Annotated in this window: 19 protein-coding genes and 1 tRNA gene; 12 read left to right on the top strand and 8 right to left on the bottom strand. The window is 61.1% G+C overall.

Annotated elements, in window-relative coordinates; genetic code table 11:
• The first annotated feature begins 29 nt into the window (after positions 1–29).
• The 4 genes from AC13F2_RS14675 (at position 30) to AC13F2_RS14660 (ending at position 2,224) form a co-directional block, all read left to right on the top strand.
• Positions 30–818 (top strand): F0F1 ATP synthase subunit A, encoded by a 789-nt coding sequence (locus AC13F2_RS14675; protein ID WP_255407933.1) that lies wholly within the window; start codon positions 30–32, stop codon positions 816–818.
• A 39-nt stretch (positions 819–857) separates the two neighbouring features.
• On the top strand, positions 858–1,085 hold the full coding sequence (locus tag AC13F2_RS14670; RefSeq protein WP_006832363.1) for a F0F1 ATP synthase subunit C: 228 nt from the start codon (positions 858–860) through the stop codon (positions 1,083–1,085).
• A gap of 79 nt (positions 1,086–1,164) precedes the next feature.
• Entirely contained in the window at positions 1,165–1,659 is a 495-nt protein-coding gene (locus AC13F2_RS14665; RefSeq protein WP_103023618.1) for a F0F1 ATP synthase subunit B family protein, read from the top strand.
• Positions 1,652–2,224 carry a F0F1 ATP synthase subunit B family protein gene (locus tag AC13F2_RS14660; protein ID WP_196845954.1) on the top strand — a complete coding sequence of 191 codons (573 nt, stop codon included), beginning with the start codon at positions 1,652–1,654 and terminating at the stop codon, positions 2,222–2,224. The genes AC13F2_RS14665 and AC13F2_RS14660 overlap by 8 nt, the downstream gene beginning before the upstream one ends.
• A gap of 62 nt (positions 2,225–2,286) precedes the next feature.
• Here AC13F2_RS14660 and AC13F2_RS14655 read toward each other — a convergent pair whose 3' ends face one another.
• From AC13F2_RS14655 to aroA, 7 genes are all read right to left on the bottom strand, one after another.
• Positions 2,287–3,252 (bottom strand): NADPH:quinone oxidoreductase family protein, encoded by a 966-nt coding sequence (locus tag AC13F2_RS14655; protein WP_482965741.1) that lies wholly within the window; start codon positions 3,250–3,252, stop codon positions 2,287–2,289.
• A 4-nt stretch (positions 3,253–3,256) separates the two neighbouring features.
• Positions 3,257–3,829 carry a nucleoside 2-deoxyribosyltransferase domain-containing protein gene (locus tag AC13F2_RS14650; protein ID WP_482965642.1) on the bottom strand — a complete coding sequence of 191 codons (573 nt, stop codon included), beginning with the start codon at positions 3,827–3,829 and terminating at the stop codon, positions 3,257–3,259.
• Positions 3,830–3,831: 2 nt separating this feature from the next.
• Positions 3,832–4,587: a hydroxyacylglutathione hydrolase gene (gloB, locus tag AC13F2_RS14645; RefSeq protein WP_482965740.1), complete on the bottom strand. Its 756-nt coding sequence runs from the start codon at positions 4,585–4,587 to the stop codon at positions 3,832–3,834.
• Between the two features lie 98 nt (positions 4,588–4,685).
• The gene (gene rpsA, locus AC13F2_RS14640; protein ID WP_482965641.1) at positions 4,686–6,389 is read right to left on the bottom strand and encodes a 30S ribosomal protein S1; all 1,704 of its coding nucleotides are present in this window, start codon (positions 6,387–6,389) and stop codon (positions 4,686–4,688) included.
• A gap of 362 nt (positions 6,390–6,751) precedes the next feature.
• Positions 6,752–7,378, bottom strand: a complete 627-nt coding sequence (locus tag AC13F2_RS14635; protein ID WP_196845957.1) for a (d)CMP kinase — start codon at positions 7,376–7,378, stop codon at positions 6,752–6,754.
• Positions 7,375–7,632 (bottom strand): CBU_0592 family membrane protein, encoded by a 258-nt coding sequence (locus tag AC13F2_RS14630; protein WP_103023624.1) that lies wholly within the window; start codon positions 7,630–7,632, stop codon positions 7,375–7,377. The genes AC13F2_RS14635 and AC13F2_RS14630 overlap by 4 nt, the downstream gene beginning before the upstream one ends.
• Positions 7,629–8,984 (bottom strand): 3-phosphoshikimate 1-carboxyvinyltransferase, encoded by a 1,356-nt coding sequence (aroA, locus tag AC13F2_RS14625; RefSeq protein WP_482965640.1) that lies wholly within the window; start codon positions 8,982–8,984, stop codon positions 7,629–7,631. The genes AC13F2_RS14630 and aroA overlap by 4 nt, the downstream gene beginning before the upstream one ends.
• 116 nt (positions 8,985–9,100) lie before the next feature.
• On the opposite strand from aroA, the gene AC13F2_RS14620 reads away from it, so the two are divergent.
• From AC13F2_RS14620 to rimM, 5 genes are all read left to right on the top strand, one after another.
• Entirely contained in the window at positions 9,101–9,445 is a 345-nt protein-coding gene (locus AC13F2_RS14620) for a TIGR02300 family protein (protein ID WP_103023625.1), read from the top strand.
• Positions 9,446–9,535: 90 nt separating this feature from the next.
• A tRNA-Ala gene (locus tag AC13F2_RS14615) sits at positions 9,536–9,611 on the top strand.
• A 204-nt stretch (positions 9,612–9,815) separates the two neighbouring features.
• The gene (gene ffh, locus AC13F2_RS14610) at positions 9,816–11,300 is read left to right on the top strand and encodes a signal recognition particle protein (protein WP_475210967.1); all 1,485 of its coding nucleotides are present in this window, start codon (positions 9,816–9,818) and stop codon (positions 11,298–11,300) included.
• 33 nt (positions 11,301–11,333) lie between these two features.
• A complete protein-coding gene (gene rpsP / locus AC13F2_RS14605) occupies positions 11,334–11,822 on the top strand; it encodes a 30S ribosomal protein S16 (RefSeq protein WP_103023627.1) in 489 nt (162 codons plus the stop codon).
• An 8-nt stretch (positions 11,823–11,830) separates the two neighbouring features.
• Complete coding sequence (rimM, locus tag AC13F2_RS14600; RefSeq protein ID WP_482965639.1) at positions 11,831–12,316, top strand: ribosome maturation factor RimM; 486 nt, start codon at positions 11,831–11,833, stop codon at positions 12,314–12,316.
• On the opposite strand, the gene AC13F2_RS14595 is transcribed toward rimM, so the two are convergent.
• On the bottom strand, positions 12,313–13,233 hold the full coding sequence (locus tag AC13F2_RS14595) for an NAD(P)/FAD-dependent oxidoreductase (RefSeq protein WP_482965638.1): 921 nt from the start codon (positions 13,231–13,233) through the stop codon (positions 12,313–12,315). The genes rimM and AC13F2_RS14595 overlap by 4 nt on opposite strands.
• 55 nt (positions 13,234–13,288) lie before the next feature.
• Between AC13F2_RS14595 and trmD the strand changes: the two genes are divergently transcribed.
• The 3 genes from trmD (at position 13,289) to AC13F2_RS14580 (ending at position 16,880) form a co-directional block, all read left to right on the top strand.
• Complete coding sequence (gene trmD / locus AC13F2_RS14590; RefSeq protein ID WP_482965637.1) at positions 13,289–13,984, top strand: tRNA (guanosine(37)-N1)-methyltransferase TrmD; 696 nt, start codon at positions 13,289–13,291, stop codon at positions 13,982–13,984.
• Positions 13,985–14,026: 42 nt separating this feature from the next.
• Positions 14,027–14,395 carry a 50S ribosomal protein L19 gene (gene rplS, locus AC13F2_RS14585; protein ID WP_103023630.1) on the top strand — a complete coding sequence of 123 codons (369 nt, stop codon included), beginning with the start codon at positions 14,027–14,029 and terminating at the stop codon, positions 14,393–14,395.
• Between the two features lie 169 nt (positions 14,396–14,564).
• The gene (locus AC13F2_RS14580; RefSeq protein ID WP_482965636.1) at positions 14,565–16,880 is read left to right on the top strand and encodes a S9 family peptidase; all 2,316 of its coding nucleotides are present in this window, start codon (positions 14,565–14,567) and stop codon (positions 16,878–16,880) included.
• Positions 16,881–16,946: the final 66 nt, after the last annotated feature.

The following is a 16,946-nucleotide window of genomic DNA, read 5'->3' as shown; positions in this document are numbered from 1 at the left end:
AGTTACAGGATCTAGGGACTAGTAGAGACGTGGTAGCCGAGCAGGCCAAAGTCGATCCGATGCATCAGTTCACCATCGAACCGCTCGCCGGTTCGGGTGGCTGGGAAATCGCCGGCTACAACATCGCCTTCACCAATTCCGCGCTGTGGATGCTGATCACCACCGTGGTGCTCTTCATCTTCGTGCTGGGTGGCATGAAGCGCGAGCTGGTGCCCGGGCGCTGGCAGATGACGGTGGAGACCTTCACCGGTTTCATCGACAATATGCTGGAAGCCAATATCGGCAAGGCGGGCCGCAAATATGTGCCCTATGTCTTCAGCCTCTTCATGTTCATCCTCTTCGCCAACATCCTCGGTCTGATGCCGCTGGGCGTGATCGGGCTCCACCCGTTCACCTTTACCAGCCACTTCACCGTGACCGGCGTGCTCGCAATCATCAGCTTTGCGATCGTCCTGCTGGTTGGTTTCTGGAAGCACGGCCTCCATTTCTTCAGCCTGTTCGTGCCGCATGGCACGCCGCTGCCGATGATCCCGATCATCGCGCCGATCGAGTTCATCTCGTTCATGGTGCGCCCGTTCAGCCTCGGGCTGCGTCTGTTCGTGGCCATGATGGCCGGACACGTATTGCTCGAAGTCTTGTCGAGCTTCGTGATCGACGGTACCAACGCGGGCATCCTGTGGAGCGGCGTCGTCGGCTTGCCGAGCTTCCTTCTCATGATCGGCATCTGTGCGCTGGAACTGCTGGTTGCAGGCATCCAGGCATATGTCTTCGCTCTTCTGACGTCGCTGTACATCAACGACGCCGAGAACCTTCACTAGTCTTCAATTAATCAATCTGATTTCCCAAAGGAGTTTGTCATGGAAATGGAAGCTGCAAAGCTCATCGGTGCTGGCCTCGCTGCAATCGGTGCCGGTATGGCTGCGATCGGCGTTGGTAACGTCTTCGGTTCGTTCCTCGAAAGCGCTCTGCGCAATCCGGGTGCTGCCGACGGCCAGCAGGGCCGCCTGTTCATCGGCTTCGCCGCTGCCGAACTTCTCGGCCTGCTGGCGTTCGTCGTTGCCATGATCCTGATCTTCGTCGCTTAATCGACGCAATCGGATTTGAGCCGGTCGGGATAACCCCGGCCGGCCCACGAATTTTCGTACCCGCCTTTCGAGAGCTGCAATGCCCCAGATAGCACAGCTTGCCGAAACATGGTCCAGCCAGGTCTTCTGGTTATTGGTCTTCTTCGGCATAACCTTCTTCGTCATCGGCCGCGGCATGGTGCCCAAGGTGATGGAAACCGTCGCCCAGCGCGATGGCCAGATCGCTGCAGACCTTGCCGCCGCAAAGGCTGCTCGTGATGCAGCCGACGCAGAAGAAGAAGCGTGGCGGGTTCGTGAGAACGAGAACCGCGCAGCTGCGCAGGCAATCGTCGCCAAGGCCAAGGATGAGGCAGCCGCCAAATCCGAGAGCAAGTTGAAAGCGGCTCAGTCGCGCCTCGACAAGAAGCTGGCCGAAGCCGAAACCCGCATTGCCGAAGCCCGCACTGCCGCGCTGACCGAGGTTGAATCGGTTGCCGTCGAGGCTGCGCAGGATATCGTGGCACGCCTGGCCGGTGCCAAGGTGACCAAGCCTGCAGCCGCCAAGGCCGTCAAGGAGGCGATGAACCATGGCTAATGTCGCCCCGGAAGTATTCGCCACCGAATCTGCCGACACCTTCGTCGAGGCGGGGCATGGCGGTGCACCGACGCATTCCGAACCCGAACTGTTCGGTCTCGCGCCGTTTCAGATCGTTTCGGTCGCGATGTTCGTCCTGCTGCTGATCGCGTTTTTCGGCGCGAAGGTACACAAGTCCATCGGCAGTGGGCTGGACGGCAAGATCGCCGCCATCAAGGAGCAGCTCGACGAGGCGAAACAACTTCGCGCCGAAGCCGAAACGCTGCGCCAGGAATATGCGGACAAGATCGCCGGCGCCGAAAAGGATGCTGAAGCCATGCTCGCCAACGCGCAGCATGAGGCGGATGCCCTTCTCGAGAAGGCCGAAGCCGACAGCAAGGCAATGGTCGAGCGCCGTAAGCGGATGGCGGAAGACAAGATCTCCGCTGCCGAGCGCGAGGCAGTAGAAGATGTGCGCAATCGTGCCGTCAACGCTGCCACGGCTGCAAGCCGCAAGCTGATCGCAGAAAAGCACGACGCCGAAGCCGACAAGGCATTGGCCGACAAGGTCATCGCGGGCATCTGATCCGCGAACGGACATGTCTGAGAATATTCGAGAGGGCGGTCCGTGGGGCCGCCCTTTTCGATTCAGGGTTCGAGGACGAGCTTGCCGATGATTTCGCCGCGTTGCATCGTTTCGAATGCTTGCCGCCAGGATGTGAGCGGTAGTCTACGGTGGATATGGGGCACTATACGCCCTTCCTTCGCCAGACGATCGATGGCGTCGGCAATTCGTGCGCCGCGATCGGGAAAGCGGCGCGCATATTCGCCTGCGCGTACACCGACGACCGAGAAGCCCTTGATCAATGGAATGTTGACGGCAATTTCCGGAATGCGGCCGGAAACGAAGCCGATCACGAGAAGCTTTCCACCAAAGGTCACGCAGCGCGTACTTTCGTCGAAAACATCCCCGCCGATGGGGTCAAAGACCAGATCGCACAGGCGGCCATCGGTGATTTCTGCAACGTCCTCTCTGAAGCGCCCGGTGTTGCAGATCGCGGCGTGGGGTTTGGCAATCGTGTGTAGTTGCTCGAGCTTGTCGGCACCGTGAGTGGCGGCGATGACTTGCGCTCCCATCGCGCGAGCGAGGTCGCATGCCGCAAGACCCACGCCGCCGCTGGCCCCGTGGACGAGAACGGTCTGTCCGGCCTGTAGCCTGCCGATTTCGACAAGGGCCACATATGCGGTTTGGTAAGCGGCTCCCATTGCGGCCGCGCTCGCGAAATCCAGACCGGCAGGAATGGTCCGGAGCGAGGCCGCGGGGAGGGCGGCATATTCGGCAAACGCGCCCGTCTTGGCTCCGCCGCGCACTTTGTCGCCCGGCCTGAGCCCACTCGCTTCCGGCGCTTCGACGACTTCGCCGGCCATTTCGAGCCCGGACACGAACGGCACATCGGGTTTGAATTGGTATTTGCCCTGCGTCATCAGCAGGTCGGGATAATTCAGCGAAGCGGCGCGCACGCGTATCAGGATATCCCCTTGGGGCCTCTCGATTTCGGCGAGTTCGACACCTGACAGATCGGGTGAAAGATGGCGAACCAGAACCGCCTTCATCGCGTCAGTCTGCACCATCGCCGTGACCGACCCGGGCCCTGACTGCGGCAATGAGTTCGTCGATCGAGCTGACCTGTTCGATATCGTAATGTTCCGCGGTGATGTCGACATTGCCCTTTCGCCAGAAGCCATCGGGGCAATACAGGATGACCTTGCCGCTTTGCGCGTTAAGGCCAAGTTCCATCAAGCTCACGGGACTTTTGGTCCCTGGCGCGAGGTACATCATGATGATGTCGGCATTATCGAGTGCGTGGAGCTCCCATTCGACCTGCCTGCGAAATTCCGGATTGTCGGCGCTAGGAAGCCAGGCTGGGTCCCAGTCTGCTCTGCGCGGATTCAGCAATACGACCGGGGCCAGCTGAAGTGCCGCGATGATCTCGCTCTGCCAATCGCGCGCTTCGCCCATGTCGATGCTACCGCCGAGAAACACGCGCAAACGACCGTCGGCTTCCGACAAAGGTTCGGGTGACGTGACGACGGTGGATGCCGATTGCGGCGCAGCTGAAAGGGGCTCGCTCCCGATCCCGATAGATCCGCAAATCAGGGCGGACGCCGCCGCCAGCCGAAGCAAATGCATTGTCAGAAATTATCCTTCGCCGCACGTAGCGCAGCGAAAGTTTCGGATGGGCTGTTTCCGCCCCAGCGGTCGCGCATATAGGCCTTGTCTGCGCGAAGAAAGGGATTGGTTTCCAGTTCGCGCGACAGGATGGTGGGCACTGTCGGTTCGCCCTTTGCGCGCTTTTCATCAATGCGGTTCGCGTAGAGTTTCAGTTCGGTGTTGTCCGGATCGGCATGCAGCGCGAATTTGGCGTTGGCCTGCGTGTACTCATGCGCGCAATACAGCATGGTGTTGTCGGGCAGCTGGCGGATACGGTCGAGGCTGTTCCAGAACTGTTCGGGTTCGCCTTCGAACATGCGGCCGCAGCCAAGGGCGAAGACGCTGTCGCCTACGAAGGCCATGTCTGCCTCTGCCAGATAAAATGCGATGTGTCCGTTGGTATGGCCGGATACGTCGATTACGCGGGCCGTCCAGTCGCCCAGGAATACGCTGTCCCCATTACCCACGATGCGATCGATCGGGCTGAGCTTCTCAACCTCTTGAGGTGCAGTGATGGTCGCACCGGTCGCTTCGACGATCGTCTTGTTGCCACCGGCGTGATCGGGGTGCCAGTGGGTGTTCCAGATCTGGGTTATCTTCCAGCCCCTGGCGTCCGCCTGTTTCAGATATTCCGCGCCATCGGGCGTGTCGATCGCGGCGGTTTCCCCGCTGGCGGGATCGTGGAGGAGGTATCCGTAATTATCGGACAGGCACGGGAATTGATGAACTTCGAGCATGGCGGCCAATGTAGTTTGCCTTGGCGCCATAGGAAAGGCCCGCCTGCTCGAGTGAGCGGGCGGGCCTTTCTGATTACCTTGAGAAAGGAGAGAAGAGCTTAGTCTTCCTTCTTCTTCAGCGCTTCGCCGAGGATGTCGCCGAGCGAGGCACCCGAATCCGACGAACCGAACTGTGCAACAGCTTCCTTCTCTTCGGCGATCTGACGCGCCTTGATCGAGAAGTTGGGCTTCTTCGAGCGATCGAAGCCGGTGACCATTGCGTCGACCTTGCCGCCAACCTGGAAGCGGTCGGGGCGCTGTTCGTCGCGGTCGCGGCCGAGGTCGCTACGCTTGATGAAGCCGGTCGCGCCGTCTTCGCCAACCTGAACTTCGAGGCCGCCATCGCGGACTTCGAGAACGGTGACAGTGACGGTTTCGCCCTTGCGCAGGCTGCCCGAGGCACCTGCTTCGGTCGGCGCACCCTTTTCGAGCTGCTTCATGCCGAGGCTGATGCGTTCCTTGTCGGTGTCGACATCGAGAACGACGGCTTCGACCTGCTCGCCCTTGCGGTGCAGGGCGAGGGCGTCTTCACCCGAGATGCCCCATGCGATGTCCGACATGTGAACCATGCCGTCGACGTCGCCATCGAGGCCGATGAACAGGCCGAATTCGGTGGCGTTCTTGACTTCGCCTTCGACCTTCGAGCCAACCGGATGCTTTTCGGCGAACTCTTCCCACGGGTTGCGCTGGGCCTGCTTGAGACCGAGGCTGATGCGACGCTTTTCGCTGTCGACTTCCAGGACCATGACTTCGACTTCCTGCGAGGTCGAGACGATCTTGCCCGGGTGGACGTTCTTCTTGGTCCAGCTCATTTCCGAAACGTGGACCAGGCCTTCGATGCCCGGTTCGATTTCGACGAATGCGCCGTATTCGGTGATGTTGGTGACGGTGCCCGTCATCTTCATGCCGATCGGGTACTTGGCGGCAACGCCATCCCACGGATCGCTTTCGAGCTGCTTCATGCCGAGGCTGATGCGCTGCGTATCTTCGTTGATGCGGATGATCTGGACGGTCACGGTCTGGCCGATTTCGATCATTTCGCTCGGGTGGTTGACCCGCTTGTAGCTCATGTCGGTGACGTGCAGCAGGCCGTCGATACCGCCGAGGTCGACGAAGGCACCGTAATCGGTGATGTTCTTCACGACGCCGTCGATCACTTCGCCTTCGGCCAGCTTGTCGATCAGCTCGCTGCGCTGTTCGGCGCGGGTTTCTTCGAGAACCGCACGGCGCGAAACGACGATGTTACCGCGGCGGCGGTCCATCTTGAGGATCTGGAAGGGCTGCGCCATGTCCATGAGCGGGCTGACGTCGCGCACGGGGCGGATGTCGACCTGCGAGCCGGGCAGGAAGGCCACGGCGCCGTCGAGGTCGACGGTGAAGCCACCCTTGACGCGACCGAAGATGCGGCCTTCGACGCGCTTGCCTTCGCCGAATTCGCTTTCGAGCTTGTCCCAGGCGGCTTCGCGGCGGGCGCGGTCGCGGCTGAGCATTGCTTCGCCTTCGGCGTTTTCAACGCGATCGACGAACACTTCGACTTCGTCACCGACGCCGGGTGCGGTTTCGGTTTCGGAGCGCTGGAATTCCTTGAGATCGACGCGGCCTTCGCTTTTCAGGCCGACATCGATGTGTGCCATACCGTTTTCGATGGCGGTGACGGTGCCCTTAACGACGCGGCCTTCAAAGCCTTCGTCGCCGGCGCCGCCGAGCTGCTCGTCGAGCATTTTCGCGAAATCATCGCGAGTGGGATTGGCTGCAGTTGCCATATGTGAGTAGTCCTAACGTTCGTTTTGCTACCGGCCACCGGTTTTCCCGGGGTCTTTACCCGTCTCTGCGCACCATTACGCAGGCCAACGGGGCAAGAGGCCGAATACCGCGCGGGGCCGAATGCCTTCGCACGGGTCCTTCAATCGACAGATTGCATGAACGGGCGCGCGCCTAGGCGAAACCGGTCGTAAAAGCAAGCGAATTGCAACGCCGCGAGCGAGACATGGACCGCCTGTTACACCGTCCAAGGCTCAATAATATCGTGCGGGTGGCGAAGTGGCATTGGGCTGGGCTGGGGAGCCTCGACAGAAGGCGGAGGTACGAGGCAGGCGTGCCACCGTAATGGGTATGTAGGAAAGCCCTAGTTTGCGCCCGTCGCCTGTTTCACCGCCTCTATCGCTGCCGAAATTGCTTCGTCCCTGTCGAGGGCGCTGGTGTCGATCACCATCGCATCTTCGGCCGGAACCAGCGGAGCGACTGCCCGGCTGCGATCGCGTTCGTCACGCCGGCGGAGATCGTCCTGAATTTCCAGCAACGTAACGCCGGCGCCCCGTTCCCGCATTTCGAGGAAGCGGCGCTGCGCGCGGGCTTCCACGCTGGCGGTCACGAATAATTTCGCTTCCGCTTCCGGTGCGATGACCGTGCCGATATCGCGCCCGTCGAGGACAGCGCCGCCAGCCTGTTCGGCGAACTTGCGCTGGCGGTCGAACAAGGCCTGGCGCACCGGCGGATGGACCGAGACGCGGCTTGCCAGGCCACCGGTCTCTTCGTCGCGCAGCTGCGGGTCGTTCAGAAGCGTATCGGGAAAAGCGCAGCCCGCCAGGGCGTCCCCGCCGTTGTCGGGATCGCCCCCGTCGAGGAAAACCTGTCTGCCGACCGCACGGTATAGAAGGCCAGTATCGAGATGGGGCAGGCCGAAATGCGCGGCGAGTGCCTTGGCAATCGTGCCCTTGCCGGAAGCGGTCGGCCCGTCGACGGCGATAATCATGCCTGCGTCCTGCGGGAGCGGAGCGCCTTGGCAAGACCCCAAATCGCAATCGCGGCCCAGAATCCTTCGAGAACAAGGCTGGGCCAGTTCGTATGGATTAGCAGTGAAACGGTCAAAAGGGCCGCGCCCGCAAGATTGGTACCGTGAAGAATATAGGGATTTGGGTCTTCCTTCCACGTGAGATAGCCATAGGCGCCGATAATGCAGGCCATGCCCACAAAGCCCACCGCGGTATAGATGTCGATATCGATCATGAGGACGCAGCGTCCAGCAGCGCGGTGAAATTAGGGAAGCTGGTGGCGATTGGTTCCACATCGTCGATTTCGACACCGTCAATGCTGACGAGGCCGGCTATTGCCATGCTCATGGCGATGCGGTGATCGAGATGCGTTTCAACCTTCGCATTGGCGGTCCCGCGAAGAGGCAAGCCGCCGCTGCCTTCTATCATGAGGCCATCGTCGCGTTCTTCCACGTTCACGCCGGATGCCGAGAGCGCGGCGGCCATGGCCGAAAGGCGGTCGCTTTCCTTGACACGCAATTCGTCGAGCCCACTGGTGACGGTCGTGCCGCTGGCTATGGCGGCTGCGACGAACAGGATCGGGAATTCATCGATCATGCTGGGCGCGATTGCGGGATCGACGTCGATCCCCTTGAGGGCGGCGTGGCGCACGCGAAGATCGGCGACCGGTTCGCCGCCGACGTCGCGTTCGTCCAGCTTCTCTATATTTGCGCCCATCTGTTCGAGGACCGTGAATATGCCGCTTCGTGTCGGGTTGAGACCGACATTCTCGACCACCAGATCGCTGCCTGGTACCACGCTGGCGGCAACGGCGAAGAAGGCTGCCGAAGACGGGTCCCCGGGGACGGTGATGTCGCAAGAGTGAAGATCGGCGGGCCCGTGGATGCGGACCACTCGATTGCCGTCCACCTCCTCGACGGTCAGTTCTGCACCGAACCCGCGCAACATGCGTTCGGTGTGATCGCGCGTCGGGACCGGTTCGATCACTGTCGTGGTACCCGGCGTGTTGAGGCCGGCTAGGAGAACCGCGCTCTTTACCTGAGCGCTGGCGACCGGCAGTTCGTAGGTGATGGGCACGGCCGGTTCCATCCCTTCCATCATCAGGGGGAGTGTGCCGCCGGGCGAAGCCGTAAAACTGGCCCCCATGGTCGACAGCGGGTCGATAACCCTGCCCATAGGCCGTTTCGAAAGACTAGCGTCGCCGGTGAAAGCCGCAGTGATGCCGTGGCTTGCCACCAAGCCCATCAGAAGTCTGGTCGATGTGCCGGAATTGCCCATGTCCAGCGCCTGTTCGGGCTGCAGCAGTCCCCCGACGCCAACTCCGTCGACGACCCAGTCGTCACCATCACGGTTGATCGTTGCGCCCATTGCGCGCAGGGCCGCGGCGGTGGCAAGAACGTCTTCGCCTTCGAGCAGTCCGGAAATGCGGCTGCGCCCGATGGCCAGCGCTCCGAACATCAAGGAGCGGTGACTGATCGACTTGTCGCCGGGCACACGGATGCGTCCGGTCAAGGGGGCTGAAGGCAGAAAGCGGTGAGCGGTCACGAATGGGTATCCATATGAAGGCGGCGCTTTGACAGCGCACATGCGTTCTGGCAAGGCGCGCGCGCTGTTGATTCCTGCCCGGCAGGTACCCATCAATACAATTACGAATTCATGGCCCTGCGGCGCAATGCCGGGGGCGGCAAAGCCAAGGATTACACATGGTCAAACCTGAATGGGGCACCAAGCGGACCTGCCCGAACTGTGGCACCCGCTTCTACGATCTGAACAAGGAAGATCCCGTCACCTGCATCGAATGCGGTGAAGAATGGACGCCGGAACCGGTGCTCAAGTCCAAGCAGCCGATTCTGGCCGAAGAAGAAGCCAAGAAGAAGAAGGACGCCGAAGCAGATAGCGATCTGGGCGGCGATGACGACGACGATCTGGATATCGATATCGACGAGGACGACGATTCTCCCGATAACGAAGTCGATCTCGGCGGCGACGACGATCTCGGCGTCGAGACGAAGTCGAAGGGTGACGACGACGACGTCGACGAGAGCTGATTTTTCTCTTGCGTTGCGCGGGGCGGCCTCATAAAGGGCTGCCTCCGCAAGGCTGGCGCGCCTCCCAGGGTGCGCCGTATGAAATGGCTCGGGGCCTTAGCTCAGCTGGGAGAGCGCTACAATGGCATTGTAGAGGTCAGCGGTTCGATCCCGCTAGGCTCCACCATTTCCGGATTTTCCGCCAGTCGGCAGATCCGTGTTCGAGTTTGATGGTAGCTTGCCGTGGCAACGGCGCCGGCTTGCTTCCACCACACCCGGGCAATAGTTTGGGTTTCATCGGGGAATTCCCCACGCTGGCCGACGAGTTCTCGTCCGCCGGCGTTTTTCGCGTTTATTCGGTCCGGCAACGGTTCGATGAGGAGTAACAGGCATGTTCGACAATCTGTCCGACCGCCTAGGTAATGTCTTCGATCGCCTGAAAGGGCGCGGAGCACTGTCGGAAAACGACGTGCGCGAAGCGATGCGCGAGATTCGCATCGCCCTGCTCGAAGCCGATGTCGCATTGCCGGTAGTTCGGCGCTTCATCGATGCGGTGACCGAAAAGGCGATCGGTTCGGAAGTCCTGAAGTCGGTTACGCCCGGGCAGCAGGTCGTCAAGATCGTCGACGACGAACTCACTGCCATGCTTGGCGGGGGTGAAGATGCCGATTCCAAGGACCGCGAACTGAATTTCGCTGCCAAGCCCCCGGTCGTCATCATGATGGTGGGCCTGCAGGGCTCGGGTAAGACGACGACGACGGCCAAGCTCGGCAAGCTGATCAAGGCCAAGCACGGCAAGAAGGCGCTGATGGCGTCGCTCGACGTGAACCGTCCTGCCGCGCAGGAACAGCTCAAGGTGCTTGGCGAGCAGGTGGACGTGGCCACGCTGCCGATCATCGAAGGTCAGCAGCCGGTCGACATCGCTCGCCGCGCAATGGAAAGTGCCAAGCTGCAGTCGGCCGACGTGCTGCTGCTCGATACTGCGGGCCGTCTGCATGTCGACGAAGCGCTGATGGCCGAGATGAAGGCCATTGCCAGCGTCTCCACGCCGACCGAAGTCCTGCTGGTCGTCGACAGCCTTACCGGCCAGGACGCCGTCAACGTGGCTCAGAGCTTCACCGGCGAAGTGCCGCTGACCGGCGTGGTGCTGACCCGGATGGATGGCGATGCGCGCGGCGGTGCGGCGCTGTCGATGCGGTACGTAACCGGCAAGCCGATCAAATTTGCAGGTACGGGCGAGAAACTCGACGCGATCGAGGCGTTCGATCCCAAGCGCGTGGCGAGCCGCATCCTCGGTATGGGCGATGTCGTATCGCTGGTCGAGCGGGCTGCCGAAACCATCAAGCAGGACGAGGCCGAAGCGCTCGCCAAGAAGATGGCGCAGGGCAAGTTCGACCTGGAAGACCTGCGCATGCAGCTTCGTCAGATGCAGAACATGGGCGGCCTCGGCATGCTGGCCGGCATGTTGCCGGGCATGAAGAAGGCCAAGGCGGCAATGGCAGCGTCCAATATGGACGACCGGGTATTGCTGCACATGGATGCGATCATCGGATCGATGACGCCGAAGGAAAGAAAGCGCCCCGAATTGCTGAATGCCAAACGCAAGAAGCGTGTGGCGGCAGGTTCCGGAACGCAGGTGCAGGACGTCAACAAGGTGCTGAAGATGCACCAGGAGATGTCGCGCGCAATGAAGCAGATCAAGAAGATGGGCGGTCTCAAGGGCCTCGGCGCGCTGTTCGGCGGCGGGGGCTTGGGGGCAGCGATGCCCGGGCTCGGCGGTCCGGGCGGCATGCCCGGCATGGGTGGTGCAAAGGGTCCCGGTGTGGATCCCAGCACGCTTCCGCCGGACCTGCAGGACCTTCTCAAAAAGAAATAATTTCAGACGTTTATATTCGAAAGGTAATATCAAATGGCAGTTGCAATCCGTCTTTCGCGTGGTGGTGCCAAGAAGCGCCCCTACTATCGTATCGTGGTTTCGGACTCGCGTTCGGCACGTGACGGCAAGTATCTCGAGCAGATCGGCACCTACAACCCGATGCTGCCGAAGGATTCGGGCGAGCGCGTGAAGCTCAACGAAGACCGTGCCCGCCACTGGCTGTCGGTCGGTGCGCAGCCTTCGGACCGCGTCCATCGCTTCCTCGATGCCGCCGGTATCCTGGAGCGTGCAGCGCGCAACAACCCCAAGAAGGGTGAACCGGGCGAAGCCGCCAAGGAACGCGCCGAAGAAAAGGCCGCCAAGATCGCTGAAGCCGAAGAAGCCAAGAAGGCTGCCGAGGAAGAAGCCAAGACCGCTGCCGAAGCTCCGGCTGAAGAAGCTGCCGCTGAAGAAGCTCCCGCCGAGGAAGCTGCAGCGGAAGAAGCACCGGCTGACGAAGCCGCTGAAAACAAGGGCGAGTAATCGCACCCATGTTAGACAAGCCCGTCACGCTCGCAGCCGTAACCGGCGCGCATGGTGTGGCGGGCGAAGTCCGTCTGAAGCTGTTCGGCGAGGGCGTGGACGCGCTCAAACCGCACAAGCGCTTCAACGAGGGCGCGCTGACCCTCGTAAAAATTCGCAGCGACAACAAGGGCGGTGCCATTGCGCGCTTTGCCGAGGTCATGGATCGGACTTCGGCCGAGCAGCTGCGTGGCACTGCCCTGTCTGTTTCCCGGGAGGTCTTGCCGGACCTTGAGGAAGACGAATTCTATTTTTCGGATTTGATCGATCTCGCGGTGGTCACGGAAGCAGGTGAGCCCGTCGGCCGCGTGTGTGCGGTCGAGAATTACGGCGCAACGGACATCATCGAGATCGAGAAGGCCGATGGCGCAAAGTTCATGGTGCCGCTGACCAAGCAGGTCGTCCCCGGGTGGGACGATGCCCGTCTTACGCTCAACGCCGATTTCGTGGATTAACGCCTGATCGGCTTCTGATCGGCCAAATGATTGCGGATCGTGGTCGCCGCAACGCCGGCCTGACCCATGGCGTGGCTGATCTGGTCGAGACCGAGCACGACATCGCCGGCTGAGAACAGGCCGGGCACGCTGGTTTCCATGTGATCGCCGACGAGAATGCAGTCCCCTTCGCTGACATCTGCGCCGCAGGATCGGGCTAGACCCGAGCGAACGACCGAGCCGAGTGCCGGATAGACGGAATCGAATTCCAGCCATCCTTGGGCGGTTTCGACTGCCAGCTTGTCACCCCTGATTTCAAAGGCACCGCAAGGCCCTGCCACCCGCACGATGCCGGCATCCTCCAGCGCGCTGGAACAGGCATCCGAGAGGTCGTGATCGCCATGCGGCGAGATCAGCGTAAGATCGGTAGTGTAACCGCGAAGAAACTGTGCCTCTGCCGTGCCATGATCGCTAGTGCCGATCACACCGACGCGCTTGTCGGTAACCTCGTAGCCATCGCAGACCGGGCAATAGCGCAGAAGCCCCCTTGCCAGTGCTTCCCGATGAAGTTGATCGTCGATCCCCTGCGGCTGGTTGTTTACCACGCCTGTGGCCAGCAGCACCGTGCGGGCTCTGTACTCTTCATCATCGCAGGAAACGATGAAGCAGTCGGTGTCTTTCGCCAGATCGGTAACGCGTTTGGGTTCACGCAAAGCCCCATGCTTTGCCGCCTGTTCGCGCATTCGGTCGAGCAGGTCTTCACCATGGATACCGTCTGGAAAACCCGCATGGTTGTGGCTGGTCGGTATCCAGCTCGCACGACTGGTGCCGCAATCGAACATGCGGATGGCAAGGTGGAAGCGTGCCAGATAGATCGCGGCGGTGAGTCCGGCAGGCCCGGCCCCCACGATAATGCAGTCATCGATTTGGTCGGTCATCGGCAAGTAAACGCCGGGATGGCAAAGCTGTGCCCGGCGGGCTATCGGGCGCAGCATGACATTTGCGGCCACCATTCTCACCCTCTATCCCGAGATGTTTCCTGGCCCCCTGGGTATCAGCCTGGCCGGTCGGGCTCTGGAACGCGGAGACTGGTCCTGCGAAACGGTGCAGATCCGCGACTTTGCGAAAGACAGGCACAGGACGGTCGATGATACGCCGGCCGGGGGCGGGGCAGGGATGGTATTGAAGCCCGATGTTATCGGGGCTGCTCTTGCCAGCGTGGGCGAAGGCAGGCCGGTCCTCGCCATGACGCCGCGCGGTAAGCCGGTCAGCCAAGCGCGCATCCGCGAGATCGCGCAGGGTCCCGGCGTCGCTGTACTGTGCGGCAGGTTCGAAGGCTTCGACGAGCGGATTTTCGACGCTTTCCCGCAGGTCGAAGAGGTCAGCCTGGCCGATATCATCCTCTCGGGCGGAGAACCGGCCGCGCTCGCCATACTCGACGCTTGCATTCGCTTGCTCCCCGGCGTAATGGGCGCGCCCGATAGCGGAGTCGAAGAGAGCTACGAAAACGGCCTCATCGAATACCCGCAATATACCCGACCTCAGGAATGGGAAGGGCGCACGATCCCTGAAGTGCTGCGATCGGGGGATCATGCGAAAATCGCTGCTTGGCGCAAGGCAAGGAGCGAAGACGATACACGGTTACGCAGGCCGGACCTTTGGGAGCGTTATAGTGACGCTCGGGACTGATCTGCCTCTGGCGCGCGGCGAAAAGACTAAGGATATGGTTCGATGAACCTCATTCAGCAGCTCGAGGCCGAAGCCGTCGAGAACCTGGGAAAAGACATTCCGGCATTCCGTGCCGGTGACACCGTTCGCGTTGGCGTGAAGGTTATCGAAGGCACGCGCGAACGCGTCCAGATGTTCGAAGGCGTCGTGATCGCCCGTTCGAACCGCTCGATCAACAGCAATTTCACTGTCCGCAAGATGAGCTTCGGTGAAGGCGTGGAACGTGTGTTCCCGCTCTATTCGCCGATCGTCGACAGCATCACCGTCGTTCGTCGCGGTATCGTGCGTCGCGCCAAGCTGTACTATCTGCGTGGCCGTACCGGTAAGCGCGCTCGTATCGCCGAGCGTCGCGACAACGCCCCGAAGGCGTAAGCAGACACGAGTTTCTTCACGCGAGAGATCGAAGGGCGGCCTCCCGATCGGGAAGCCGCCCTTTTTCGTGTGTTCAGCCTGCCGACTTACCGGAGGTCCGGAACAATAGGGTATGGGTTTGCGGGCCGCTTGCGCTTGCGCGCGCGCTTGTCCATCAAGCATCGCATTGATGGAGGAAAAGAAATTGCGTCATCTGACCCTCGCAGCCGCACTGTCTTTGAGCACATGTCTGTCTGCGCCCCTTGCTGCCCAATCGACGGAGACCGCGCCCATGGAGCTGACTTTCGAACGTGTCTTCGCCTCGCCAGCCCTAGATGGTCCGACGCCGCGGGCGGTCAAGCTTTCGCCGGATGGGCGCTACCTGACCGTACTGCGCAACCGCGAAGATGACCGCGAGCGCTACGATCTTTGGGCTTTCGATCGCGAAGCGGGACAGTGGGCCATGCTGGTCGACAGCAAGGCGCTGGGCAGCGGACGGGAGCTGTCCGAAGACGAGAAGATGCAGCGCGAGCGCGCACGCGTCGGCAATCTGAAGGGCATTATCGATTATCAATGGACGGAAGATGGTACGGGCGTGCTGGTCCCGCTCGACGGTGACCTCTATCTTGCGCGCCTGGGCGGTGATGTGGTGCGGCTGACGGATACCGAGGAAAGTGAACTCAATCCGGCACTCAGTAGCAAGGGGCGTTACGTTTCCTTCGTGCGGGATCGCCAGCTCTGGGTTGGCGAGGTAGGCGCCGATGCGCAGCCGATCACCACGAAAGAGGGCGAGGCGATCCGCTGGGGTGAGGCGGAGTTCGTCGCTCAGGAAGAAATGAGTCGCCACACCGGATATTGGTGGAGCCCGGATGACCGACGGGTCGCCGTTGAACGGTTCGACGAAAGCATGGTCGGCATTGTTACGCGCGCCGCCATCGGGGCCACCGGGACAAAGGTGTTCGATCAGCGTTACCCGATCGCAGGCAGCCAGAATGCCAAGGTCGAGCTCTTTGTCATGAACCCCGATGGGAGCGACCGGGTCGAGGTCGATTTGCGCAGCAACCAGTCACCCGACTATTACAATGCCAAAGATCCCGACGATTTCTATCTGGCACGGGTAGACTGGGCGCCCGATGGCCGGGCGCTGTACGTGCAGCGCCAGAATAGACAGCAGACATGGATGGATGTGCTGAAGGTGGACCCTTCCACTGGAGCGAGCGAGATCGTGCTGCAGGAAGAAGCATCGCAGGCCCATTCAGGCGAAGGATACTGGATCAACCTGTCCGACAATTACCGCATTCTCGATAACGGGGATCTGATCTGGTGGTCCGAACGCGATGGCTTCGGACATTTGTATCGATACCTCGGTAATGAAGGTTGGCGCGGCTATCAGCGACTGACCAAGGGTAATTTCGTTGTCACCAAACTGGTGGGCGTGAACGAAGAGGATGGGCGCTTGTTTTACCTTGCGACCAGCGAAGACGACCCGCTTGAACAGCATGTCTATTCTCTCGATCTCGATGCGGAAGGCCCAGCGACGGCCCAGCGTCTGACGGAGCCCGGCTTCATGCATTCGGCTAAGATGGATGCGAAGGGGCAGACGTTGCTGACCACCCGTTCCAGCGACAATTCCCCACCGCAGACCTATATTGCCGATGAGCAGGGCAACCGCCTTGCCTGGGTCGAGGAAAATGCGCTCGATTCCGATCATCCCTATGCGCCATATCTCGCCAGCCATAGGCCGGTGGAATACGGCACCATCGAGGCCGATGATGGTACTCCACTTTACTGGGAAATGGTCACACCGGAACTGGAGCCGGGCAAACGGTATCCGGTCTATTTCTACCATTATGGCGGGCCGGGGCCGCAGGTCGTGAACAAGGGTTGGGATGGCGCGCTGCGGCAGGCGATCGTCGACAAGGGCTATATCTGGTTCGCGCTCGACAATCGCGGCAGCGCCAATCGCGGCGTCGCTTTCGAACAGCCGATCTATCGTGCGATGGGCGGCGTCGAGGTGCGGGACCAGAAGGCGGGGGCGGAGTACCTCAAGACGCTGGATTTCGTGGACCCGGACAAGATCGCCATCGATGGCTGGTCCTACGGCGGATATATGACCCTAAAGCAGTTGCAGGCCGATCCGGGTCTCTACGCTGCAGGCATCAGCGGCGCGCCCGTGACCCGCTGGGAACTGTACGACACCCATTACACCGAGCGGTTCATGGGAACGCCGCAGGCGGATGCGCAAGCCTATGAGCTTTCCAGTGCCATCCCGGACGCGACCAAGGTCACCGATCCCCTGCTGATCATTCACGGAATGGCGGACGACAATGTCGTTTTCGAAAATGCGACCGAAGTGATTTCTGCCATGCAGGAAGCGAATGTGCCCTTCGAGATGATGCTCTATCCCGGTTACACGCACCGCGTTTCGGGTGAGAAAATCTCGCCCCATCGGTACAATACGGTTTTCCGGTTTCTCGAGCAGAATGGCGTGACGCCGCCGGAATGACCTGACCACATGCGCTCGGATCGCACCGACCTCGTCTGATCTTTAGGCCCCGCAATCGAATGTGCG

It is taken from the genome of Qipengyuania sp. L-5Y (assembly GCF_056859455.1).
Note: the sequence above shows the minus strand (reverse complement) of the source record. Positions and strands in the feature narration are given on the sequence as shown.

What these genes read in the sequence shown, in the direction of transcription:
- AC13F2_RS14660 (WP_196845954.1), top strand. Translation starts at nt 1,652, where the DNA reads ATGGCTAATGTCGCCCCGGAAGTATTCGCCACCGAATCTGCCGACACC.
- rpsP (WP_103023627.1), top strand. Translation starts at nt 11,334, where the DNA reads ATGGCAGTTGCAATCCGTCTTTCGCGTGGTGGTGCCAAGAAGCGCCCC.
- AC13F2_RS14650 (WP_482965642.1), bottom strand. Translation starts at nt 3,829, where the DNA reads ATGCATTTGCTTCGGCTGGCGGCGGCGTCCGCCCTGATTTGCGGATCT.
- rpsA (WP_482965641.1), bottom strand. Translation starts at nt 6,389, where the DNA reads ATGGCAACTGCAGCCAATCCCACTCGCGATGATTTCGCGAAAATGCTC.
- AC13F2_RS14670 (WP_006832363.1), top strand. Translation starts at nt 858, where the DNA reads ATGGAAATGGAAGCTGCAAAGCTCATCGGTGCTGGCCTCGCTGCAATC.
- aroA (WP_482965640.1), bottom strand. Translation starts at nt 8,984, where the DNA reads ATGTGCGCTGTCAAAGCGCCGCCTTCATATGGATACCCATTCGTGACC.
- AC13F2_RS14620 (WP_103023625.1), top strand. Translation starts at nt 9,101, where the DNA reads ATGGTCAAACCTGAATGGGGCACCAAGCGGACCTGCCCGAACTGTGGC.
- AC13F2_RS14595 (WP_482965638.1), bottom strand. Translation starts at nt 13,233, where the DNA reads ATGACCGACCAAATCGATGACTGCATTATCGTGGGGGCCGGGCCTGCC.
- AC13F2_RS14655 (WP_482965741.1), bottom strand. Translation starts at nt 3,252, where the DNA reads ATGAAGGCGGTTCTGGTTCGCCATCTTTCACCCGATCTGTCAGGTGTC.
- ffh (WP_475210967.1), top strand. Translation starts at nt 9,816, where the DNA reads ATGTTCGACAATCTGTCCGACCGCCTAGGTAATGTCTTCGATCGCCTG.
- gloB (WP_482965740.1), bottom strand. Translation starts at nt 4,587, where the DNA reads ATGCTCGAAGTTCATCAATTCCCGTGCCTGTCCGATAATTACGGATAC.
- AC13F2_RS14665 (WP_103023618.1), top strand. Translation starts at nt 1,165, where the DNA reads ATGCCCCAGATAGCACAGCTTGCCGAAACATGGTCCAGCCAGGTCTTC.
- rimM (WP_482965639.1), top strand. Translation starts at nt 11,831, where the DNA reads ATGTTAGACAAGCCCGTCACGCTCGCAGCCGTAACCGGCGCGCATGGT.
- AC13F2_RS14630 (WP_103023624.1), bottom strand. Translation starts at nt 7,632, where the DNA reads ATGATCGATATCGACATCTATACCGCGGTGGGCTTTGTGGGCATGGCC.
- trmD (WP_482965637.1), top strand. Translation starts at nt 13,289, where the DNA reads ATGACATTTGCGGCCACCATTCTCACCCTCTATCCCGAGATGTTTCCT.
- rplS (WP_103023630.1), top strand. Translation starts at nt 14,027, where the DNA reads ATGAACCTCATTCAGCAGCTCGAGGCCGAAGCCGTCGAGAACCTGGGA.
- AC13F2_RS14580 (WP_482965636.1), top strand. Translation starts at nt 14,565, where the DNA reads ATGGAGGAAAAGAAATTGCGTCATCTGACCCTCGCAGCCGCACTGTCT.
- AC13F2_RS14635 (WP_196845957.1), bottom strand. Translation starts at nt 7,378, where the DNA reads ATGATTATCGCCGTCGACGGGCCGACCGCTTCCGGCAAGGGCACGATT.